General features: G+C 60.3%; 16 protein-coding genes. 10 read left to right on the top strand and 6 right to left on the bottom strand.

Annotated elements, in window-relative coordinates; all coding sequences use genetic code 11:
* Positions 1-3: 3 nt before the first annotated feature.
* A complete protein-coding gene (gene miaA / locus HWX14_RS07580; RefSeq protein WP_175882168.1) occupies positions 4-978 on the bottom strand; it encodes a tRNA (adenosine(37)-N6)-dimethylallyltransferase MiaA in 975 nt (324 codons plus the stop codon).
* On the bottom strand, positions 975-2,984 hold the full coding sequence (mutL, locus tag HWX14_RS07575) for a DNA mismatch repair endonuclease MutL (RefSeq protein ID WP_175882167.1): 2,010 nt from the start codon (positions 2,982-2,984) through the stop codon (positions 975-977). The genes miaA and mutL overlap by 4 nt, the downstream gene beginning before the upstream one ends.
* Before the next feature lie 183 nt (positions 2,985-3,167).
* On the opposite strand from mutL, the gene HWX14_RS07570 reads away from it, so the two are divergent.
* Positions 3,168-3,851: a DedA family protein gene (locus tag HWX14_RS07570; protein ID WP_175882166.1), complete on the top strand. Its 684-nt coding sequence runs from the start codon at positions 3,168-3,170 to the stop codon at positions 3,849-3,851.
* A gap of 88 nt (positions 3,852-3,939) precedes the next feature.
* On the opposite strand, the gene HWX14_RS07565 is transcribed toward HWX14_RS07570, so the two are convergent.
* From HWX14_RS07565 to HWX14_RS07550, 4 genes are all read right to left on the bottom strand, one after another.
* Positions 3,940-4,752 (bottom strand): mechanosensitive ion channel family protein, encoded by an 813-nt coding sequence (locus HWX14_RS07565; protein ID WP_175882165.1) that lies wholly within the window; start codon positions 4,750-4,752, stop codon positions 3,940-3,942.
* 296 nt (positions 4,753-5,048) lie between these two features.
* Complete coding sequence (locus HWX14_RS07560) at positions 5,049-6,473, bottom strand: mannose-1-phosphate guanylyltransferase/mannose-6-phosphate isomerase (protein ID WP_175882164.1); 1,425 nt, start codon at positions 6,471-6,473, stop codon at positions 5,049-5,051.
* A gap of 117 nt (positions 6,474-6,590) precedes the next feature.
* Complete coding sequence (locus tag HWX14_RS07555; protein WP_244130173.1) at positions 6,591-8,591, bottom strand: capsular biosynthesis protein; 2,001 nt, start codon at positions 8,589-8,591, stop codon at positions 6,591-6,593.
* 11 nt (positions 8,592-8,602) lie between these two features.
* A complete protein-coding gene (locus tag HWX14_RS07550; protein ID WP_175882162.1) occupies positions 8,603-9,751 on the bottom strand; it encodes a glycosyltransferase family 1 protein in 1,149 nt (382 codons plus the stop codon).
* Positions 9,752-9,977: 226 nt separating this feature from the next.
* On the opposite strand from HWX14_RS07550, the gene HWX14_RS07545 reads away from it, so the two are divergent.
* The 9 genes from HWX14_RS07545 to HWX14_RS07505 all read left to right on the top strand — a co-directional run bounded on the left by HWX14_RS07545 (position 9,978) and on the right by HWX14_RS07505 (position 22,581).
* Positions 9,978-11,150 (top strand): polysaccharide biosynthesis/export family protein, encoded by a 1,173-nt coding sequence (locus tag HWX14_RS07545; protein ID WP_175882161.1) that lies wholly within the window; start codon positions 9,978-9,980, stop codon positions 11,148-11,150.
* Between the two features lie 184 nt (positions 11,151-11,334).
* Positions 11,335-12,369, top strand: a complete 1,035-nt coding sequence (gene gmd / locus HWX14_RS07540; protein WP_175882160.1) for a GDP-mannose 4,6-dehydratase — start codon at positions 11,335-11,337, stop codon at positions 12,367-12,369.
* 215 nt (positions 12,370-12,584) lie between these two features.
* Positions 12,585-14,525, top strand: coding sequence for a glycosyltransferase (locus HWX14_RS07535; RefSeq protein WP_175882159.1), 1,941 nt, complete (start codon positions 12,585-12,587; stop codon positions 14,523-14,525).
* An 8-nt stretch (positions 14,526-14,533) separates the two neighbouring features.
* The gene (locus tag HWX14_RS07530; protein ID WP_175882158.1) at positions 14,534-15,460 is read left to right on the top strand and encodes an NAD-dependent epimerase/dehydratase family protein; all 927 of its coding nucleotides are present in this window, start codon (positions 14,534-14,536) and stop codon (positions 15,458-15,460) included.
* 128 nt (positions 15,461-15,588) lie between these two features.
* A complete protein-coding gene (locus HWX14_RS07525) occupies positions 15,589-16,923 on the top strand; it encodes a glycosyltransferase family 1 protein (protein WP_244130172.1) in 1,335 nt (444 codons plus the stop codon).
* 111 nt (positions 16,924-17,034) lie between these two features.
* Positions 17,035-18,981 (top strand): glycosyltransferase family 61 protein, encoded by a 1,947-nt coding sequence (locus HWX14_RS07520; RefSeq protein ID WP_175882157.1) that lies wholly within the window; start codon positions 17,035-17,037, stop codon positions 18,979-18,981.
* Between the two features lie 41 nt (positions 18,982-19,022).
* Entirely contained in the window at positions 19,023-21,128 is a 2,106-nt protein-coding gene (locus tag HWX14_RS07515) for a hypothetical protein (RefSeq protein ID WP_175882156.1), read from the top strand.
* 11 nt (positions 21,129-21,139) lie between these two features.
* Positions 21,140-21,937 carry an ABC transporter permease gene (locus tag HWX14_RS07510; RefSeq protein WP_244130171.1) on the top strand — a complete coding sequence of 266 codons (798 nt, stop codon included), beginning with the start codon at positions 21,140-21,142 and terminating at the stop codon, positions 21,935-21,937.
* Positions 21,934-22,581, top strand: a complete 648-nt coding sequence (locus HWX14_RS07505; RefSeq protein ID WP_175882155.1) for an ATP-binding cassette domain-containing protein — start codon at positions 21,934-21,936, stop codon at positions 22,579-22,581. The genes HWX14_RS07510 and HWX14_RS07505 overlap by 4 nt, the downstream gene beginning before the upstream one ends.
* The last annotated feature ends 168 nt before the right edge of the window (positions 22,582-22,749 follow it).

Here is a 22,749-nt window from a genome sequence, read left to right as displayed (position 1 = left end):
GCGTCAGCCGGGCGTGCGACCGTCGAGCACGCGTTCGAGCGCGTCGAGCGCGCGGGCCGTCGAATCCGGCGCGATGCAGTCGACCACGATCCGCTCCGGCATCGCGCGCAGCCACGTGATCTGGCGCTTGCACAGCTGGCGTGTCGCGAAGATGCCCTTGTCGCGCATCGTCCGGTAGTCGGTGTCGCCGTCGAGGAATTCCCACGCTTGCCGGTAACCGACGCAACGCATCGACGGCAGGTCGGGATGGAGATCGTCGCGGCGCCGCAGCCGTTCGACTTCGTCGATGAAGCCCGCGTCGAGCATCGCGTCGAAGCGCTGCGCGATCCGTGCGTGCAGCACCGCGCGGTCCGACGGCTCGAGCGCGACCGGCACGAAGCGGTACGCGGCGGCCGCATCGTCCGTGCGACGCGGCGCGGCGAGCAGCGCCGACATCGGCTGCCCGGTCAGCATGAAGATTTCGAGCGCACGCTGGATTCGCTGCGAATCGTTCGGCGCGAGCCGCGCGGCCGTGTCGCGATCGACCTGCGCGAGCCGCGCGTGCAGCGCGGGCCAGCCGTCGCGCGCGGCGTCGGCGTCGAGTGCCGCGCGGACTTCCGGGTCGGCGCCCGGCAGGTCGTTGAGCCCTTGCGTCAGCGCCTTGTAGTACAGCATCGTGCCGCCTGCGAGCAACGGCGTGCGGCCGCGCGCGACGATCTCGCCGATCAGCCGCAGCGTGTCCGCACGGAATTCCGCGGCCGAATACGCGTCGGCCGGGTCGATGATGTCGATCAGGTGATGCGGCACGCTCGCGCGTTCGTCACGCGACGGTTTCGCGGTGCCGATATCCATGTCGCGGTAGACGAGCGCCGAATCGACGCTGACGATCTCGATCGGGCGGCGCGCGGCGAGCGCCAGCGCCGCGGCCGTCTTCCCCGAAGCGGTGGGGCCGAGCAGGCAGGCGATCGTCGTCGGGCTGGACTGCGAAGCAGCGCTCATTGCCCGCGCATGAAGAGACGGTCCAGATCGTTCAGCGTGAGCTGATACCAGGTCGGCCGGCCGTGATTGCACTGGTCGGCGCGCTCGGTCGCTTCCATCTGGCGCAGCAGCGCGTTCATCTCGTCGAGCGTCAGGCGCCGGTTCGCACGTACCGCGTGATGGCACGCGAGCGTGCCGAGCAGTTCGTGCTGACGCTCGGTCAGCACGCGCGAGCCGCCGAACGCGTGCAGGTCGGCGAGCACCGCGCGCGCGAGCGACTGCAGGTCGGCGTCCTTCAGCAGCGCCGGCACCGCGCGGATCGCGAGCGTCGTCGGCGACAGCACCGCGAGATCGAAGCCGAGCGATTCGAGCGTGTCGCGTTCTTCCTCGACCGTGCCGATCTCGACCGGCGTGGCCGTCATCGAGATCGGCAGCAGCAGCGACTGCACGGCGACCGTGCGGTCGGCGAGCGCGTTCTTGAACTGTTCGTACAGGATCCGCTCGTGCGCCGCGTGCATGTCGACGATCACGAGGCCGTACGCGTTCTGTGCCAGCACGTAGATCCCGTGGATCTGGCCGAGCGCGAAACCGAGCGGCTGCTCGTCGTGCGCGCCGGCGGCGAGCGGCGACGCGGCGAAGCCCGGCAGCGGCGCGGCCGGTGCGTCGGTCGAATCGGCCGCATCGCGGGCGATGAGCGTCGTGCCGTCCGGCGTGCCCGCGCCGCTGTCCTTGCGGCCGAACAGCGCGTCGTAGAGCGCGAGCGGCTGCGCGACGGGCAGCGTGCCCTGCGTCATTCGCGCCTGGCGCATCCAGGTGTTGCCGGACGACGATGAAGACGACGGCGACGAGAAGCCGCCGCCGCCGATGCCGCCGGTGCCGGTTGCGGCGCTCGGGCGCTGGCCGAGCGGCGTGTCGAGGAACGACGCCGGCCCGCGCGGCGCCGGTTCGAGATGCGCGGCATGGCCGCCCGCCGTGGTTTCCGGCGACGCGCCCGCATGGCGTGCGAGCGCACGCTGCACCGCATGGAACACGTACTGGTGGATCGAGCGCGAATCGCGGAACCGTACTTCGATCTTCGACGGATGCACGTTCACGTCGACGGCTTCCGGCGGCAGATCGAGGAACAGCACGTACGACGGGTAGCGGTCGCCGTGCAGCACGTCCTCATAGGCCGCGCGCACCGCGTGCGTCAGCAGCTTGTCGCGCACGAAGCGGCCGTTCACGAAGAAATACTGCTGGTCGGCGCGCCCGCGGCTCGCGGTCGGCAGGCCGGCGCAGCCGTAGACGGCGAGCGGGCCGGCCTGCTCGTCGAGCGGCAGGTGCGCGGTCGCGAAGCTGTCGCCGAGGATCTTCGCGACGCGCTGCGCGGGCTCCGTCGCATTCCAGTGCTCGACGGCCTTGCCGTTGTGCAGCACCGAGATCGCGACGTCCGGCCGCGCGAGCGCCGCGCGACGGATCATCTCCAGGCAGTGACCGAATTCGGTCTGCTCGCTCTTCAGGAACTTGCGCCGCGCGGGCGTGTTGAAGTACAGCTCGCGCACCTCGATCGTCGTGCCGACCGAGCCGGCGGCGGGCGACAGCACGCCCGTCTGCGCGTCGATCTTCATCGCGTGCGCGGCATCGGCCGTCCGGCTCGTGATCGACATCTCGGCCACCGACGCGATCGACGCGAGCGCTTCGCCGCGAAACCCCAGCGTCGCGACCGCCTCGAGTTCCTCGAGCGAGCGGATCTTGCTGGTCGCGTGGCGCATCAGCGCGAGCGCCAGTTCGTCGGGCGGAATCCCGCAGCCGTCGTCGGTGATCGAGATGCGCTTGACGCCGCCTTCTTCCAGCACGATGCGCAGCGTCGTCGCGCCGGCGTCCATCGCGTTCTCGAGCAGCTCCTTGACGACCGACGCCGGGCGTTCGACGACCTCGCCGGCGGCGATCTGGCTGATCAGCTGGTCGGGCAGGGGCTGGATCGCGCGCAGCGGGCGCGCGGCGGGGGCGGGCGCGGCGCCCGCGGCCGTTTCGGTGATATCGGACATGGCCGAATTATAGCGAGGCGGCGAACGCGTGCCGGCGCGGCCGGCCGTTACGTTTTTTCACGGAGCCTTAAGGTAGTTTCGGTATCATCACCCCGTTGCACGCGCCGCCTTGTCCGGCGGGCACCTCGGCCATGTCTGGCCTGTTTTGGCCGTTCCGGCCCCATCGCCTTCGAGGAATCGCATTTGGATACGCTGCTTCATTTCGTCAACCTTGTCCTGCACATCGACGCTTTCCTCGGCGATTTCATCCGGCAGTACGGCGCATGGGTCTATCTCGTGCTGTTCCTGATCGTGTTCTGCGAGACGGGGCTCGTCGTGTTCCCGTTCCTGCCTGGCGATTCGCTGCTGTTCATCGGCGGCGCGTTCGCGGCGACCGGTGAAATGAACGTCGGCGCGCTGATCGTGCTGCTGCTCGTCGCGGCGATTGCCGGCAACACCGTGAACTACCTGATCGGCCGCTGGGTCGGCCCGAAGGTGTTCAATACGCATATCCCGGTGCTCGAGCGGTTCCTCGATCGCGCCGCGCTGCAGAAGACCCACTCGTTCTACGACAAGCACGGCGGCAAGACGATCGTGCTCGCGCGCTTCATCCCGGTCGTGCGCACGTTCGCGCCGTTCGTCGCGGGTGCGTCGTCGATGAGCATCGCGCGCTTCCAGTTGTTCAACGTGATCGGCGCGCTGGTGTGGGTGCTGCTGCTCGTGCTGCTCGGCTATTTCTTCGGCAACATCCCGTTCATCCGGCAGTACCTGAACGTGATCGTGCTGGTCGGGATCGGCGCGGCGATCGTGCCGGTCGCGCTCGGCGCGGTGTGGAAGCTCGTGCGCGGGCGGCGGTCGGATGGCGCGCCGAAGGCGGGCGGGCGCTGAGCGCGGGCTGCTTCCTTTTCGGCGGAATAAAAAAGCGTGGCGGGTGCCACGCTCTTTTTTTGTCCGCGCGGTTCGGCCGCTGCTTGCGTCACGCGTTGCGTTGCGAGACCGGCGTTTCGGGCGTCGGGTACTGTGCGTCACGGAACGTCTCGAGGATCACGCGGTTGGTGTCGCAGTACACCTGCCAGTAGTTTTCCGGCTGAGTCGACGGGCGCACGAACAGCAGCGGGCCTTCCGGCGTGAACTGCAGCACGCCGACGTCCGGCGCCGGGTTGGCCAGCACGTTCGGGATCTGCTGGATCGACGCCTTCAGGCGGGTGATCGCGTCCACTGCATCGACGCTGTTCGCGATCTTCGCGGTCAGGTCGACGCGACGATGCGACGTCGCGCTGTAGTTCGCGATGTTGTCCGAGAAGATCTTGTTGTTGCCGACGATCGTCACGATGTTGTCGGCGGTGATGATCGTCGTGCCGAACAGGCCGAGTTCCTTCACGGTGCCCGTGACGCCGCCCGCGCTGATCACGTCGCCGATCTTGAACGGGCGCAGCACCTGCATGAACACGCCGGCGGCGAAATGCGCGAGCAGGCCGCCCCACGCGGTGCCGATCGCGAGGCCGAGGCCGGCGAGCAGCGCGGCGAACGAGGTCGTCTGCACACCGAAGATCTGCAGGATCGCGAGGATCAGCAGGATCGTCAGCAGCACGCCGACGACGGAGGTCAGGTAGTCGGTGAGCGTCGGGTCGACCTTGCCGCTGCGGCGCACGACCTTGCCGAGCAGACGGGTACCAATGCGGATCGCCCAGCGGCCGACGAACCACAAGACGATCGCGGCGAGGAGGTTGAGGCCGAAGTCGAGGCCGCGGGTCATCAGGAATTGCTGGGCGGTGGCGAGATCGATCATGCGTTCTCCAGGTAGATAATCGGGGCGCGAAGTGCGCGTGGCTGCGCAGTTATACCTGTGCGGTGGCGGCACGGCAATCGGGCGGGGGCGACGAGATGATCAAGAAATGTCAAACACATTGGCGACGCGGGCGGTCTTAATTCGTACGCGGTATCTGCTGGCGACGAAAAGATCGCGCTTGTGCAACGACGCTTGCGGGAACGTCAGTAGTAGCGCGTGGGGAAATACGGCCGCATGCCAAGGTAGAGAGAAACCGTGCCGGCGGGGCGGCACGGTCATGCAGGCGACGGCCCAAGTTACTTCGGCGCGCGGCCGTACGTGTCTTCGAAGCGGACGATGTCGTCCTCGCCCAGATACGAACCCGACTGCACTTCGATCAGTTCGAGCGGGATCTTGCCGGGGTTGCTCAGGCGGTGTGTTGCACCCAGTGGAATGTAGGTCGACTGGTTTTCCGTCAGCATGATTTCCTTGTCGCCATTCGTGACGAGCGCCGTGCCCTTCACGACGATCCAGTGCTCGGCGCGGTGGTGATGCATCTGGAGGCTGAGCTGTGCGCCGGGTTTGACGACGATACGCTTAACCTGGAAGCGGTCGCCCTGGTCGAGACCTTCGTAATCGCCCCAAGGACGCACGACACGGCGATGCGTGATCGATTCGTGGCGGCCCGACGCATTGAGCCACTCGACGATTTTCTTGACATCCTGGGTCTTGTCGCGGTGTGCGACGAGAACGGCGTCGGCGGTCTCGACGATCACCAGATTGTCGACGCCGATGGTGGCGACCATACGGTGATCGGCGCGGACATAGGAGTTGGTGGTCTCGTGGGAGAACACGTCCCCGATCTTGGCATTGAAGTCGAGGTCGCGCTCGGCGATGTCAGCCAGGGCGGTCCAGGAGCCGATATCGTTCCAGCCCAGATTTGCGGCTTCGACGACCGCCGCAAGCTCGGTCTTTTCCATCACCGCATAGTCGATCGAAATGTTCGGGCAGGCGCCAAACACGTCGGGATCCAGGCGGATGAAGTCGGCATCTCGATGTGATGTATCGGCGGCGAGTTCCGCGTGACGGGCGACTTCCGGTGCATGGCGCTTGAGCTCGTCGAGATAGCTCGACGCCTTCAGCATGAACATGCCGCTGTTCCAGTAGTAGCTGCCGTCATCGAGGAAGCGCTCGGCGGTTTGCGCATCCGGCTTTTCGACGAACGCGTCGACACGATAGGCGGATTTGCCGTCTACCGCCGCATGGCCGCGACGGATATAGCCGTAGCCCGTATGAGCTTCGGTTGGCGTAATGCCGAATGTAACAAGATGGCGATCTGCCGCGATCGGTGCCGCTTCGAGGACGACATCGACAAAGGCTTTTTCGTTCTGGACGACATGATCGGACGGCAGTACGAGCAGCACGGCGTCCGGGGATTCCCGCAGCGCCAGCAGGGCTGCAATTGCGATAGCGGGGGCAGTGTTGCGCCCGACGGGCTCGAGTACGACGGACGACGGCGTAATGCCGACCTGCCGAAGTTGTTCGGCGACTAGGAAGCGTTGGTCGTTGTTGGTGACGACGATCGGGTTGGCGACGTTCGGAATATGGCTGGCGCGCAACGCTGTTTGCTGGACCAGCGTATCTTCACCCGCGAGCTTCAGATACTGCTTGGGATAGCCGCCGCGAGACATCGGCCAAAGACGCGTGCCACTTCCACCGCACAGAATTACCGGATAAATCATTGCGTTGCTCCAGGATATAAACATCGACACCGTTCGTTGCATGCAGGCGAATCGGCAGCTCTAATGATTCGGATGCAACTGTAACGATTATTCAGAATAGATTCTCGTATCTACGCCTCAGGCCATGCGTAGTCTCCAGGCGAGATGATCGAGAGCATTGCGCATCCAGCGGACAACCTTGACGAGAAAGCGAACGTGCCGAGAACGGATTCCGGCGAGCGGGCGGTTCGCGGTAGCGGCAAGCTGATTTACCACCGCTTCAGGCGATGTGAAGCGTTTGAGCCGCCAGTCCCAGTAAATCGGATAGCGCAGCAATACAGCAGCGACCAACATGTCTATCGTCAGCGTCCGTTCACGCCAGCGCTGAGGAACGGCATCCGTCGTCAATCCCCAGCCTGCATAAAACGGCAATCCGTACGTGTGTACTTCCTTGCCACGCAACAGGGCTTCGAAACCGGACAATGACGAGAGCGTATGGACCTCGTCGGCGGCTTCGATCAGCGAGATCAAGTCCGATGAGGCATCGACAACGTTGGCCACTGCGGTCGTACCGAGGTGGCCGATGCGGTTGCCCGACAGCACGTCCGGGTGGGGCTTGTAGACGATGAAGGCATTGGGGCGCCGCGCGCGAACCTCGTCGAGCAGGGCTTCCGTGGTCGTGATGCCTTGGGTGCCGAGCCGAATCGAGGCATCGTCTGCTACCTGGCCGGAAACGAGTATGACCCGCGCGCCGGCGGGGGCGACCCAATCCGGCCTGCGTCGCCCGAGATTGTATTTGGTCAGCCCGTGTGTTGTGATTGCCTCGCGCAACACGGCTGCGCGTTGCAGTTCGGCTTCGGTGAATTCGGTGGTATTCAGGATTGCGGTAAGTTCGTTTGGCCCGCTGGAATCGAAGTACATGCCGAGGCGATCGATGACCTGGCTGTATGGCGCAACCATGTCGGATCCCAGCCCTGTCGAATGCAGGAAGCCGTCTTCGATTCTGACCTGTCGGATACCGTTGCGCAGGCCCGCAGACGATCGACCACCCCAGATCGCGGCGATTTCCCCGGCTTCGACCTCGGATGCTCGTCTTACCCAGCGGAGGTGGCCGCCCCCCGCGGTCAAGTACGGCGTGACGAATGGGCGCTTCCACCACTGGATGGCAACCCCCGCAATTGCGTTCAGATCCGAAAAGCGCGCAGCGATTGAATGCTGGAGCTCGATGAAGTTCAGAACCGTGTCCAATGTGCCGCGACTGTAAGTAACGGGATCGAGGTAGCTGGCGGCTTTCAGGAAGATTGTCTCGAACAGCCTGTCGATCGAATCGCATTGCCGTCGCGCGGGCAATTCCGCGTGGTCGTGAGTCAATCCCCAACCGGCATAGTAGGGGGAGCCGAAGACATGAAGCGGCACGCCCGCAAGTAAGGCACCCAGGCCTTCCGAGGCCGTGACGACGTAAGCGGTATCCGATGTAGCCAGGACTTCGCGCAGCGAGTGTTCGAGTTCGAGCTGTTTCGTTCCGGGCGGCAGTCTCGTTAGGCTCGACATCCAGGGTCCGCGGCCGCCGTCGGCCGACGGGAGCAGCCAGAAATCGGCATCGGGGTGAGCCGCCTGCGCTGTCCGCACCATCGAATCGAAGTCGAGGCGTCGTTGTCGCCGGCTCGAACGCGAATCCGTATGCGATACCGATCGTTCGTCGATCAGCACGATGCGCGGCCGGTTGCTTGCGATATGCCACGCGTCGGGAAGTGGCCGAATGCGGGACCTGACATGCAGCGCATCGGATTCCACCACGCGCCGCATCAGTGCCCGCGTTCGAGACTGCGCTGTGGAACCGGCTTCGGCGTATAACAGCGATTCGAGCATCGCGACGAGGCCTTGCTCGCCGGGCGTGGAGGATTCGACGGCAAACCAGGACAGTGGCGGTACATGGCGATCGCTCCCGGACAGCACGGGGCCCGCGCAAATAGAGTGCGTGCCGGTACCGGTCGCGACCCCTGCATCCGTGAGTGCCGCGCGATATTTCGCGCAACGGCGCCGAAATGCGTACGTTGCCGCCGGGCGGCACTCACGCAGCCTGCGATCGGACGCGATATGCGACACGGCGCTTTCGGCTGGAGTGGTTCGATGGCGCATGAGGAATGTCATTAGGCTAGCGAATCGACGAACTGATCCACGCGCTCGAAGTGGCTTGCCCAGGTGGGTTCATGGAAACCGGTAATCCGGGCAAGCTGTTCGCTCCTCTCCACGCCGTCGACGCGTGTGTAGGCGAGGATGCGCGCTATCCACGCAGGACCGTCCAGCGGATCCAGATAGTCGGGTATGTCCGCCGCGATTTCACGAAAAACGGCTAGATTGCTGGCGAGAACGGGTACTTTGAGACTCAGTGCCTCTACGAGCGGCATGCCGTAGCCTTCGACGAACGACGGAAACAGCAGCGCCCGGGCATGCTGAAGCCACGCGTGCAACTGCGCGTCGGTGCAGTCCGCAAGCTCGATCACCGTGTCCTTTAACGGGGTGCAGCGCTCGAGCATGTCGACGACGTTCTCGCATTCCCAGCCGCGTCGGCCGATGATCACCAGCTTGGGTGCAGCGCTGCCCCATTGCTCGACCAGGCGTCGCCAGACATGAAGCATGAACCAGTGGTTCTTGCGTGGCTCGATGGTGCCGAGCATGACGAAATACGGTGCCTGAAGCGGTGCTTGCGTGGGTTCGACCGAACGATATCCGGCGGCGAGCGGTGCGACGACGCATGGCGGCATGGTGAGACTGGCGCGGCGTGCTTCTTCCTTGATCGCGGCGTGGGTGTCTTCCGAGTTCGCAATCAGGCCATCTGCGTGGCGCAATGCAGTATGAATGCGTTGGCGATGACCGGCTTCGACGCCCGGGCGACAATACTCGGCGTGCGTGAGCGGAATAAGGTCGTGAATCATGAATACCGCGCGAACGTCACGTTGGTGCATTGCCCGGTAATAACGAACATGCTCCATGCCGTTGTGACTTGTGTGAAGCAGCACGGCCCGACCTGGGCGGACTCGCCGGGGATCGAGGTAGGCTTTGACAATCGCACTGCGAATGCAGAACCGGTGTTGATTCGGCTCGGTCAGTAGATTAAAGGCGCGTGACGATGCGCTTTCGTTCAGTATTCGAGGGAATCCGGCTCGACTGATGACCGCCCGGGCGCGGGAGCGATAGTGTTCGAGGTAGGCGAGGCCGACCCGGTCAACCCCGGTGGGCAGCAAGCCCGCCGAACGGCGAGTAAGCAGACGCGTAATATCCAGGCAAATATTTAACACGGATGCAATGTTCGTGTGGCATGTGGTGCACGCGTGCCGTGCGGAAATGCCGAGAGTGTAGGAAATTGCGCTAACTATACGCAAATTTATTCTGCATCGTGCGACAATTGCCGCCGCCTCTACTCTTGCGGTGACCGGATTGTATAAAGCGCAAGTATACGCAAATTTATTCTGCATCGTGCGACAATTGTCGCCGCCTCTATCCTTGGATGACCGGATTGTATAAATGGCAAGTGTGAAACGCGGAGTGCAGTTGGCAATTGTGGTCGTGGGCTTGATCGGATTGGGGGCTTGTTCGGCCATTCCGACATCCGGGCCGAGCCGCTCCCAGGTTGATGCGGCGGCAACGAAAGGCAATCCGCAAGGTATTCAAATCATCGACGTAACCGATACGGTTGCGCGTCAGCTGTATGCCAAGCGGGCCCATGCGGACTTCGCAACCTTGCTTGGCGACGATCGATCGTTTCGCCAGCAACTTGGCGTTGGGGATTCCGTCGAAGTCTCGATCTGGGAAGCGCCGCCTGCAACCCTGTTCGGTGGCGGCATATCTGACAGCAGTGCCAGCAGCGCGCCGAGCGGTTCGCGGGTGACGACGCTGCCGCTTCAGGTGATCGACGGTGACGGAAACATCAACGTTCCTTTCGTCGGAGCCGTGAAGGCCTCGGGGCAGACGCCGACGCAACTGCAGCGCTATATCGCCGGGCGACTGAAGAATATCGCGCATGATCCACAGGTGCTGGTGCGCCTAGCGCACAACGAGACGTCCTATATCACTGTGGTCGGCGATGTGGGGAGCAGCAAGCGGATGGAGTTGAGCGCGCGCGGTGAGCGTTTGCTCGATGCGCTGGCGGCGGCCGGTGGCGTGCGCCAGTCGGTTGACAAGATAACGATCCAGATTACGCGGGGCAATGACGTTGCCTCCTTGCCGCTGCAGTCCATCATTCGCGATCCGCGCCAGAATGTTCCGTTGCGGGCGGGTGATGTCGTCACGGCGCTGTATCAGCCTTACAGTTTTCTTGCGCTGGGTGCGACGGGGAAGAACGAAGAGGTCAACTTCGAGGCGCAGGGCATCACGCTTGCTCAGGCGATCGCGCGATCCGGTGGCCTGCAGGACTCGCGTTCGGATGCGCAGGGCGTATTCATCTTCCGCCTTGAGGATCCCAAGGCGCTGAATTGGCCGGACCAACCGGTCAGGACGACCGCCGACGGCAAGGTGCCGGTCGTTTATCGGATCGATTTGCGTGATCCGAACGCATTTTTTGCGGTCCAGAGTTTCATGATAGACAACAAGGACGTGCTGTACGTCTCGAATGCGCCGATCACGGAAATCCAAAAGGTTCTGAATCTGGTCTTCACGGTCGTCTACCCCGTGGTGACAGGGGTCCAGTCGTTCAAGTAAGGAAGTGGGGAGTGTGAGCCGAGATATAAATCGGTTGGATCCGACGGGCGCTTTTTGAGATACTCCCGGATTCGTCCGGCTCGATGTTCCTGGTGATTCTCGGCGAAAACACGTGGCGCCACCGTTTGTCCGGGCTGCGTATGCTTGTAATTGGCGAATTATTTACGTTGAATTGGGAAAGAATATGAAGACGGCTCTCATTACCGGTATCACTGGACAGGATGGCGCATATCTCGCGGAATTTCTGCTGGAAAAAGGCTATCGTGTATACGGTTCATATCGTCGGAACAGTTCGGTCAACTTCTGGCGCATCGAAGAGCTGGGAATTCTCAATCATCCGAATTTGAGCCTCGTCGAATACGATTTGACCGATCTGGGTTCGAGCATCCGGTTACTGCAGAACACCGAGGCGACTGAGGTTTATAACCTCGCGGCGCTGAGCTTCGTGGGTGTTTCGTTCGATCAACCCGTGACCACCGCCAACATTACCGGCTTGGGCGCGGTGAACCTGCTCGAGGCAATCCGGATCGTCAATCCGAAGATTCGTTTCTATCAGGCCAGCACGTCGGAAATGTTCGGCAAGGTGCAGTCGATTCCGCAAACCGAAGCCACGCCGTTCTATCCGCGCAGTCCGTATGGCGTCGCCAAGCTGTACGCGCACTGGATGGCGATCAACTATCGCGAAAGCTACGATATTTTCGCGTCGAGCGGCATTCTGTTCAATCACGAGTCGCCGCTTCGCGGACAGGAATTCGTGACGCGCAAGATTACCGATACGCTGGCGAAAATCCGACTCGGCAAGGCGAGTATCCTCGAGCTCGGCAACATGAACGCGCAGCGCGACTGGGGTTATGCCAAGGAGTATGTCGACGGCATGTGGCGCATGCTGCAGGCCGACCGGCCCGATACCTACGTGCTGGCCACGAATCGTACGACGGCGGTGCGCGATTTCGTCTCGCTGGCGGCCCGGGCATGCGATATCGATCTCGAGTGGCAGGGCAAGGACGAGAACGAAGTGGCGGTCGATAGCAAGACCGGCAAGACCGTCGTTCGCGTGAATCCCAAGTTCTACCGAGCGGCGGAAGTGGACCTGCTGATCGGCGACCCCACTAAGGCCAAGCGGGATCTCGACTGGCAACCGAAAACGACGCTGGAAGAGCTTTGCCAGATGATGGTTGAGGCCGACTTGCGTCGTAACAAGATCGGATTCTCATTCTGAGAAGACGAACTCGCTTGGCGATCCGCCACTCGCCGTTGGCACGGCATCGGGCGGATCCGGAACTCGCTGTACTCCGGTTGCGGCTCGTCGCTTTGCGAGGCGGGCATTAGGGATGCGGAGTCGGTTTGCGCGCAGGGGCGCGCGGACGATTGCGACGGCTTTCCGATGATGGTTTTCAGAATTCGGCTGGTGCGGCTATTGTGGATATTATAGATATGTCTCTTACGGAAATTAAGAAGACCGTTGCTGTTGTAGATTATTGGCCCACCATCGAAAATGCTGAAACAGAATGCATTTTGCGGATCAAGTCGGCGCTGCAGGAATTGGGTTACGAAACCGTATCGATCAATCGTCACGGTTTTCTCGTTGACGATGCGTTGACGCATGTCGACGAGCTCAAGATCGAATTTGTGCTCGCATTGCATTTCGATTCGGCAAAAGCGTGGAGTGCGTTTACCTATTATGCGCTGTGGAACCCGCTCGATTTCTATTTCCAGTGGAGCTACCGGGAAAAGTCGGAAAACGCGTTGTCCAACGACGCATTCCTGTCGTGCGGTTCGCGGGTGGCCGACGATCATGCCCGGCGACTGCTGAAGGGCTCGGGCCGTGCGGCAACCGAGCCGTTCCTGACGTTGTTCCACGCCGTGCACGAGCCGATGATTCCGCCTGCGCTTGGCCACGGCAAGCTGTTCTATTGCGGCATCAACTGGGAGGCGCTGAGCGGTCGCGGCGGTCGCCACCACGAGTTGATGAAACTGCTGGATCAGCGCGGCATGCTGGATATCTATGGTCCGGAGGTCTTCCAGAATGTGCGCGTCTGGGACGGCTATGCGTCGTACCAGGGATCGATACCGTTCGACGGTAAGACGCTAATCAAGCGCGTCGCGCAATCGGGTATCGGTCTTGTCCTGTCCTCGGATGCACACATCAAATCCGGGCTGATGTCGAGCAGACTGTTCGAGTGTCTGTCAGCCGGTGTACCGATCATCTGCGATCAGAACCGGTTCGCGCGCGACAATTTCGGCGATCTGCTGTTCTATATCGACACGACGGAGCCGGCCGCGACCGTGGCGCGCAAGGTCGAAGAGCATGTCGAGTGGATCCGCGACAATCCGGAACTCGCTGTTGAAAGGGCGGCCCGCGCGCAGGAGATCTACAAGCAGCGCTTCAGTCTGGTCGAGAACTTCAAACGCATCTTCGCTATGGGGCCTCACCTCGACGTCGTGAAGACCGACGAGATCGGTCGCGCGCTATCGACTATCTTCATCGCGGACGAGTGCAATCCGGCTTTCACGTCGAAAATCCGCTCCTATGCGATGCACATGGCCGGCAAACGGAACGCCAAGTGCTACGCATTGATTCCCGAGGCGAGCTCCGCCGCGCGCGACGAAGATATCCGGAACGCCTGCGCCGGCGTGGAAATCATCCGGTTCAAACGGGATACTAAGGACTACATGGGTACGGCCGAGGAAGTCGTCCAGAAGATCGTCGCCGTCCTGCAGGCTTTGCCCGAGGGCGATATTTTCCAGGTGGTCCCTGCGTGGGAGCGTCCGGTCTGGCCGACGATCGAATCGATGTGGGAAAAACTCGATGCGGTGCCCGAAATGAGCTACGTGGCCGGCGGTTTCACCGTGCTCGAAAACACTGGCAAGCCACATGAGGGGCGCGCGACGTTCACGCGGCAGACGCTGCTGACCTCGATGATGGACGCGAACGCGCCGTTCTCGTGCTCGTCGACGCTCTACCGCCGTGTGGATTCGATGAGTGAAGTTTTCGATACGTTCGCCTATGCTCCGTATTTCTGGCAGCGCTTGATGTCGATTGCCTATCAGCGGTTCGGCAAGGGACTTGACGATGTGCGCGTTGCGGCAGTGGAAGACCACGAGTACTACGTGGTCCACCATCGTATCTCCAACCATGACCAGCTGATGCGCGAATCCGAGATTTTGCGGGACGTTCTGGGTTTCGATTATGTGGACAAGCATCTTCGTGCCGCCGCAGTCTTGCAGAGCCAGATCGTCGAACCCATGGCGTTCGTGAGGCAGGTCGATTCGGCCGCTGCGCGCGCGTTGCTGGTCAAGTTGTACGATTCGGTGAAGATACCTAAATTCATTTCTGCTCCCATCCAGTGGTTGTGGAAGAAAAAGGCTATTTAGGAGCATCCATGAACAAGTATTTCGTAACAGGCGGATATGGACTCGTTGGCTCGGCGGTTTGCCGGCAACTTGAGACGGCCGGTGCGTCGTTTGTCGCGCCGCGCCGGGCGGAGCTGAATCTGCTCGATCGCGACGCGGTCGAGCGCTTTATCGCGGATGAACGGCCGACTCATCTGATTCACCTGGCTTCGCAGGTTTTCGGGCTGCAAGGCAATCTGCGCAATCAGCTTTCGTCGCTGTCGCTGAATACACGGATCAACGAAAACCTGCTGGCGGGCCTCGCGGGCAGTTCCGTCAAGAAGGTGTTCTTTGCCGGTACGGTGGCCTCGTATCCGTTTCCCTACATCAGTCTTCCGCTGCGCGAAGAAGACATGTTCAAGGGGTTGCCACACTTCGGCGAATACGGCTACGCAAACTCGAAGATCCACGCGTTCCATTATCTGGAATTGCTGAAGAAGTACAACGACATCGACTACGTCTACGGTGTCTTCACGAACATGTACGGACCGAACGACCGGTTCGACGTGGAGAACGGTCACGTCGTGCCGTCGTTGATTCGCAAGGCCGAGCAGGCGGTGGCGAACGGCACGCCGCTTGAAGTCTGGGGGCGACCGGATACGACGCGCGATTTCATGTACGTCGACGATGCCGCACGCGCTGCAATTCATCTGCTCGATCGTGCCTCCGGTGTGGTCAATATTGCATCGGGGATCGAAAGCTCGATGGGCGATCTTGCCGATGCGGTGTGTACGGCTGCCGGCATCTCGGCGCCGATCAAATGGCTGTCGGACAAGCCGGTTGGAATCCCGCGTCGGTCGGTCGACGTCACGCGGCTTGCGGATACTGGCTTTACCGCGAACACGAGCCTGAAGGACGGTGTCGGCAGGACTTATAGCTGGTTCAAGGAAAATCTCGCATCGGCGCGATTGACATAAACGCACTTGGGTCGGATGAGGCCGCAGTGGGCGATTTCGGGACCATTGCCAGATGAACGCGCGCCCCGGGCGCGCGTTCATCTTATCCGGCTTGCTGCTCCATTGAATGCTTGTTTGATTGACGGAACATGGACGTATTGGGCAACGAGGGGCTGGCGGGCGCATTGCGGCAAGTACGTCTTTGCGTGTATGAGTCGGTGCACCGGTTTCTTCTGCGATTGCTGGATCTGTGGTGGGTTCCAGGCGGCGCCGCAACGATGCGTCGCGCCATCGCCAGATCGAACGCCCGTCCTCAAGCCAAGGTGCAGCAGTCTGCGCAACGTAGTCTTTTCATCGACGTCTCCATCATTGCGCTCAACGATGCGGGCACCGGCATTCAGCGCGTCGTCCGATCCATCGCGCAGCACCTGCTGGCCGATCCGCCGGCAGGCATGACGGTCCATCTTGTGCGGGCCACACGCAAGAAACCCTATCGATATGCCACGCAATACCAGGCACGCCTCACAGGGCAGAGCGGGCTGGGTGAAGAGCGCCCGCTCGAAGTACGGCGCGGCGACGTGTTTCTGGGGCTCGACCTCGCGAGCCGGCCCTTGGTCATGAGACAAAAGGAGTTGCGTCACTGGCGCGAACTCGGCGCGAGTTGTGCTTTCGTTGTGTACGATCTGCTGCCGGCCGCGCGTCCCGAATGGTTTACACCGATTGCCGCGAAATCCTACCGGCGATGGCTGGAACTTCTCGTGATGCACGCCGATGCGCTGTTCTGCATTTCGAAGTCGGTTGCGGGAGAGATCGATACTTGGCTGCAGGACAAATTTGGTCTCGAGCACAACGAAATTCATGTCGATTGGTTCCATCTCGGCGCGGATTTCAACGCGAGCGAATCGGCGGCGATCGGCGCGCCGGCATCCGCAGCTGCGGTGGTCGCGACGCGGGCGTCCCGGCTCGTGCTGATGGTCGGCACGGTCGAGCCACGCAAGGGACACGCCGAAATGCTGACCGCGTTCGAGTCCGCGTGGCGCAATGGTATAAACGTCACGCTGGTGATCGTCGGGAAGGCCGGGTGGCGAGTCGATGGGCTGGTCGAACGGCTCAAGTATTTGCAGAGCACCACCGATAATCTGGTCTGGCTCGCGGATGCGAGCGACAGCGACCTGATGGCGTTGTATGAGCGTGCGGACGGGTTGATCATGGCGTCGGAGGCCGAGGGATTCGGCTTGCCGATCATCGAGGCGGCATTGCGCGACATTCCGTTGTTTCTACGAGATTTACCCGTGTTCAGGGAGGTCGCGAACGAGCACGCAACTTACTTCAGCGGGCATGTTCCGGCTGAGATCGCGGCGAGCCTCGAGCACTGGCTGCGGGATATCGAGCGCGATCGTGCCGTCAGAAGCGGAAACATGGCGACGCTGACATGGGAGCAGAGCGCGCATCGGCTCGGCGAACTGGTCGAGACGCTCGCGTAATTCCCGGGCGTACATGAATCGGGATCGGGCCGGCGCCGCCGCGGGCACGAACGGGAATGTCGGGACGGGAAACAGGGATGACCTGTCTAATGGAAATTGGGGAGTGATCGAATGGATAGTTCTTATCTGGTAAGTAATTTCCGGGCAGTCGACAAGGATGACGAGTCACGAAAAAAATCTGCGCTGGAATATGCTTACCAAGTGAGTGGGTTGAATTGCACGTTCGATCAGTTTTTGAGCAAGAATTCTGAGTTCGTCAAGAATTATGTGTTTGGCGGCGAGGCCGACGATTATTACTTCACGTCGATGCTTGCCACGTTCGAGCAGCATGAAACGGATCTCGATGCATTTTTTGCGGCCGTACTCAACAAGATCGTACTGCAACTCGAATTTCAGACCCGGCACTTCACGTCCGGCTATGGTCCCGAACTGTTCATCTGCGACGCACCAAAGAGTCACTTTCGCGTTGCGGTCGCCAACGCAAGCACGACGGCCGGGCTGCTGTTCGGTGACCCGGCTCAGCAAGTGCTTCCGGAGTGGGCTGGCAATCTCCCGCATATCGAGTACAACTTCCATAATATTCATTGCCGCAATTTCCCCGATCTGGGCCAGTTCGTCGAATCCATTCGCCGAAAGGTCGGAGCGGTGGCGCTGTCGTTGCCGGCCGACGTCGATCACCTGAAGATCCCGGAACGGTATGCGGCGATCGCCGGCTGGGTCGACGAAAACACGACCTACGTGTTCTGCGGTAAAAAGTCCGTTCTGCAGGACGTCAAGCGGAAACTGGAAGAGAAGTATCCGGACGCCGGTGTGCAGAGTCGCGAATACACGCTGCATTCGTCTGCAGCACGCGAGGAAAAGGCTATCGTCCTGGTGGATGGCTTGAACGGTCTTCCCGATATCGAGATCGACTGCTTCGATACTCTCGACTGCAGCTTCACCACGGCGGCTGCCAGCGGCAACACCGATTTCCGTAATCTCAGTTTCGCGGAAACCGAGTTCTTCAAGCCTGTCGAGCCCAAGAAGGTGATCAGCTTCTCGCCGATCTCGACGGAAAATACGTTGAAAATGACAGCGGAGATCCAGTTCTTCAACGATGTCGTGACGATCAAGAACGGCTCGATTGCGGCCCAGCGCGGCACCGTCGATTCAACGTATCTGCATTTCGCTGAAAGCGGCGAAATTGCAATGGACGCCGGCAACGAAATTGCCCGCACGGAGATGACGGAGCTTTACAGAAGCGGCGTCAACGTGGACGGCATCGTCACCGCGAAACTGCGGCAGGCGCGGATCCTGAATGTTACGGGACCAGCCATGCCGCTGGCCTTTACGCCCGACGTGCATACGTTCTTCTCCCATTTCATCCTCCAGTGCTTTCCGCGGATCCTGATTCTGAGGGAACTCGGCATTCCGCACGCAAAGATCATCGTTCCACACAACCTGCGTGCGAAGCAGCTCGCGATGTTGCGGCTCGCCGGGATTGTCGACGACCAGATCGTGAAAATGCCGCCGGGGGTGATCGTCAAGGCCGACGAGCTGATCGTACCGCGTGCGTGGCCATTGGCGATGTCATCGTTCACCATCCGTATATACGAAGAGTTGCTGGAGCGTGTCGTGAAGACGAAACGTCGCCCGATCAAGAACCTCCTGATCAGCCGTGAAAGCCGTCGGACTTGGCGGAACATGGTCAATTACGACTCCGTTCGGAAAATTCTGGTCGATCGGTATCGTTTCGAAGAGGTCAAGCCGGAGAAGCTGACGATTGAAGAAGAAATCGATTTGTTCAATCAGTCGAAGGTGCTTATCGGTGCGGAAGGGGCGGGGATGTATGCGTCCTGCTTCTCCCAGGAAAACTCGCACGTCGTAAGCATCTGTGACGAAGACTACATGATGCCGATTCTCGGCACCATCGGACGCCTGCGCGGGTTCAATCTGTATCACGTCTTCGGCGAAAGCTTCCGATCCGCGCGTGATGTAAATCGACGTCTGCCATATGGTCATTGTGATTTTTCAGTCAACCCCCTTGATGTCGCCGGGTTGGTGGAGCAGTTGATATAAATTCGCAGTGAACTGTTTCGGATAACTGCCAGGTAAATACCGTGAATATTAGTAATTCTGAAAAACGCGCTGACGCTCTTTCACGAAAGGATCGTGTCCTCTTTGTCGGAGAGGTGCAGGCACTTGGCATGTATCGCCATTTTCAGCAGGTTTTCGAGAAGAGCGGGACAGAAACGCCGGATATCCATTTCGTCGATACGAACGACGACGGCTGCCTTGATTCGGTGAAGGCGCTGGTCGGCGCCGGCGCTCGCGTCGTGCTGCAAATCAATCCGAATCGTCGAGGCATCTGCACCGATATCGCGAATTTCCTCGAGCGGCAGGTCGGCACTTCGGTCGTCAAGGTACCGATGCTCCTGTGTTCCTGCCTGTGGCCCTACGACTGCTTCGACAGCGCGCTGCAGCAATCCGGCTCTTCGATCGCCGGCACGCGTGGCGACTCGAAGCTCAAGGCCCTGGTGCAATCCGACGATGTTTCGGAGGATGAAGTCTTCGAATACATCGGCGGTGAAGGGTTGAACGAGTCCGAGGTGGAGGCGGCATTTGAAGCGGACAAAGAGCAATGGAGCGTACTGCAGAGTGAATGCGGGTGGAGTTTTCGTGATTACCTGGTAGACAGCTTCTCCAACAAGAAACTGTTCAATTCGCATACGCTTCCGTCGAATGCGTCGCTGGGTCTGCTGATTCAAAAGATCGAGGGTTTCCTCGAATTGGATGTTGCCGAGCGCACAGAATCGCAACGGCTGATGTCGCTTGCCGAAATCCTGCAACCGGACACGCCGATTCACCCGAGAATCGGTAAAGTCCTGAATCTCGCATGGCTCCCGGACGGCAAGAAGTTCGATATCTACGGGCGTAAGATCGATTATCAGCGCTGGGTCACGGACTACGCGAAATTCTACGCCCCAATGCTGGAGTTTCCGCGGAGCCGATTCACCGAGCAGTCGCATGGTCTGGCGAAAACGACGGGCGACGGCGGCATGCGGCATGTCGTGGCGAGAGCTTCCGTTGGGCCGGGCGCATCGAATTCGGATCACGGCTCCGTGAGCACGCTGCTCGGGAGAATGGACAGACTTTTCGTGCTGTGCGTGATCGTGCCGTTTGTCGTGTCGGCTCTGTACTTTGGCTTGATGGCATCGGACATCTACGTATCGCAGTCATCCTTCATCATTCGCACGCCGAGCAAAAGCAACCAGTCTAGTGGTTTTGTCGGTCAATTGCTGCAGAACACTGGCATTTCCCGTGCGTCTGACGATACCTATGCCGTCAACAACTATCTGACGTCACGCGATGCGTTGGCTTCGCTGAACACGGGGGCGCGCTACGAAACCGCCTACAGTGGCGGGAAGGCCGACCTCTTCAGCCGGTTCGGCCTGCTGCCGCAGCGACGGACGTTCGAAGACCTGTACAAGTATTTCCAGGATCACGCGAACGTCCAGTTCGATACCGATACCGGGATTTCCACGCTGGAGGTCCATGCGTTCTCGGCGCCGGAAGCCAAGGATCTGAACGAGCGTCTGCTTGAGCTCGGCGAGAAACGCATCAATCAGATGAACGAGCGGGCGCAGCAGGATCTCGTTACATATGCCCAACGCGAGGTGGTGTTGGCGGAAGCGAACCTCAAGCAGGCGGCGACCGCGCTCTCCCAGTATCGTGAAAAGCAGGCTGTTTTTGATCCGAATCTCCAGTCTTCGTTGATCCTGCAAAGCGTAACGAAACTTCAAAGTGAACTGGTGGCGAGCAAGATTCAACTGGCGCAGTTGAAAGCGGTGTCGCCAAGCAATCCGCAAATCGGTGCGCTCGAGGTGAAGATCAAGTCGCTGCAGGACCAGGTGGACGCAGCATCAAAGAACGTGACCAACGGACAGTCGTCGTTGGCGTTCAAGAGCCCGGCCTATGAGCGGCTGGAACTCGACAAGCAGTTTGCCGACAAGCAACTGGCCGCCGCAGTGATGTCGCTCGAGACGGCCCGCAGCGACGCGCAGCGTCAGCATCTGTATCTCGAACGCATTTCGCAACCGAATGAACCGGACAAACCGCTGTTGCCGCGTCGTATTCGGACCGTGCTAGCGATTCTCGCGATCGGATTCGTCGTCTGGTGCACGCTGAAGCTACTCATTGCCAGCATCAAAGAGCATCGCGACTGAGGTGGCTTAAATTGAACATCCATTTGCGAGAGCTGACCGACTCATTGAAAATTCAGGGGCGCGTCCTGTATGCGCTCTTGATGCGGGAAATCATTACCCGCTACGGACGGCACAACATCGGTTTTGCGTGGCTGTTCGCCGAACCGATGCTGTTCTCGATCGGTGTGGTGATTCTCTGGAATGTCGCTCATAACGAGGGAACCAGTCATCACATCAGTGCGATCGCCTATTCATTGACCGGGTACTCGACCATCCTGGTATGGAGAAACACGATCGGCCGATGCGTGATGGCGGTCGAACCGAATGCGGCGCTTTTGTACCACCGCAATGTAAGGGTCATCGACTTCTTTCTGGCGCGCATTCTTCTCGAACTCCTGGGTACGACGTTGTCGATGTTGATTCTGTTCGTCTTTTTCATGGCAATCGGAATCATCCCGTTTCCGTACGACGTCATGAGCATGATCGTCGGATGGGCATTGCTGTGCTGGTATGCGGGCGCAATGGGCCTGCTGGTCGGTGCGCTGGTGGAGTTTAGCGAGGTTGTCGAGCGACTGTGGCATCCGATTGCCTATTTTCAGCTACCGGTTTCTGGTGCGCTCGTGATGGCCGCGTGGTTGCCCGTGTCCGCCAGAAATATCGTGCTGAAATTTCCGGTTGCCAACTGTGTTGAGCTGTTTCGTTACGGATACTACGGGAACGAAGTCCGGACCTATTACGACGTCTCGTATGTCGTTCTGTGCAACCTGGTATTGACTTGCCTTGGTTTGTTTGTCGTTTCTGCGGCTTCTCGCCGAGTGGAGCCCGAATGATAGAGCTCGATGACGTCAGGAAATACTATTCGACCCGCAACGGGCAGCGGCTGGTTCTCGATGGCGTAAATCTGACCATCAATCCGGGTGAGCGAATCGGCATATTGGGCAGGAACGGTGCGGGCAAGTCGACCATCATTCGCCTGATCAGTGGCTCCGAGTTACCGTCGTCCGGTCGGATTTCCCGGAGCATGAGCGTTTCCTGGCCGCTGGCATTTTCCGGCGGGTTTCAGGGGAGTCTGACCGGGCTCGATAACCTGCGATTCGTATGCCGGATATATCAGGCATCGTTCGAAAATGCGTTGCCGTTTGTCGAGGAGTTCTCCGAGCTCGGGGAGTATCTGCGGGAGCCGGTAAAAAAATATTCGAGCGGTATGCGCGCGCGTCTCGCATTCGCCATTTCGATGGCGGTCGAATTTGACTGTTTTCTCATCGATGAAGTGATCGCCGTCGGCGATCGAAGATTTCATGAGAAGTGCAAGTATGAATTGTTCGAGAGGCGCAAGGATCGAGCAATGATCCTGGTTTCGCACGATGCGATTACGGTCAAGGAGTATTGCGACCGCGCCTGCGTGCTCGAAGGTGGCAGGTTGCATCATTTTGATGACGTTGAAGACGCTTATGATTTTTACAATCATATCTGACGGTATCCTGATGCCTTTCGTTTTTTATCGAGTATCGTTCAGTGGTGGCCGGGGACTGTCCGTAGCGAATGGGGGTGTCCTGGAAATGCAGTAGGAGGGAGTAAGGCATGTGTGCGACAGACTTCATGCCGGAGTCTTCCGGGGTGGTGAAGGTCAATACAAGGAAAA

The sequence above is a fragment of the Burkholderia sp. BCC0044 genome (assembly GCF_902832955.1).
GTDB lineage: Bacteria > Pseudomonadota > Gammaproteobacteria > Burkholderiales > Burkholderiaceae > Burkholderia.
This window is presented reverse-complemented; position numbering and strand designations above follow the sequence as displayed.

Bases quoted from the DNA above. Each gene is read 5' to 3' on its own strand.
- miaA (WP_175882168.1), bottom strand. From the start codon at position 978: ATGAGCGCTGCTTCGCAGTCCAGCCCGACGACGATCGCCTGCCTGCTC.
- mutL (WP_175882167.1), bottom strand. From the start codon at position 2,984: ATGTCCGATATCACCGAAACGGCCGCGGGCGCCGCGCCCGCCCCCGCC.
- HWX14_RS07565 (WP_175882165.1), bottom strand. From the start codon at position 4,752: ATGATCGATCTCGCCACCGCCCAGCAATTCCTGATGACCCGCGGCCTC.
- HWX14_RS07560 (WP_175882164.1), bottom strand. From the start codon at position 6,473: ATGATTTATCCGGTAATTCTGTGCGGTGGAAGTGGCACGCGTCTTTGG.
- HWX14_RS07555 (WP_244130173.1), bottom strand. From the start codon at position 8,591: ATGCGCCATCGAACCACTCCAGCCGAAAGCGCCGTGTCGCATATCGCG.
- HWX14_RS07545 (WP_175882161.1), top strand. From the start codon at position 9,978: ATGGCAAGTGTGAAACGCGGAGTGCAGTTGGCAATTGTGGTCGTGGGC.
- gmd (WP_175882160.1), top strand. From the start codon at position 11,335: ATGAAGACGGCTCTCATTACCGGTATCACTGGACAGGATGGCGCATAT.
- HWX14_RS07535 (WP_175882159.1), top strand. From the start codon at position 12,585: ATGTCTCTTACGGAAATTAAGAAGACCGTTGCTGTTGTAGATTATTGG.
- HWX14_RS07530 (WP_175882158.1), top strand. From the start codon at position 14,534: ATGAACAAGTATTTCGTAACAGGCGGATATGGACTCGTTGGCTCGGCG.
- HWX14_RS07525 (WP_244130172.1), top strand. From the start codon at position 15,589: ATGGACGTATTGGGCAACGAGGGGCTGGCGGGCGCATTGCGGCAAGTA.
- HWX14_RS07520 (WP_175882157.1), top strand. From the start codon at position 17,035: ATGGATAGTTCTTATCTGGTAAGTAATTTCCGGGCAGTCGACAAGGAT.
- HWX14_RS07505 (WP_175882155.1), top strand. From the start codon at position 21,934: ATGATAGAGCTCGATGACGTCAGGAAATACTATTCGACCCGCAACGGG.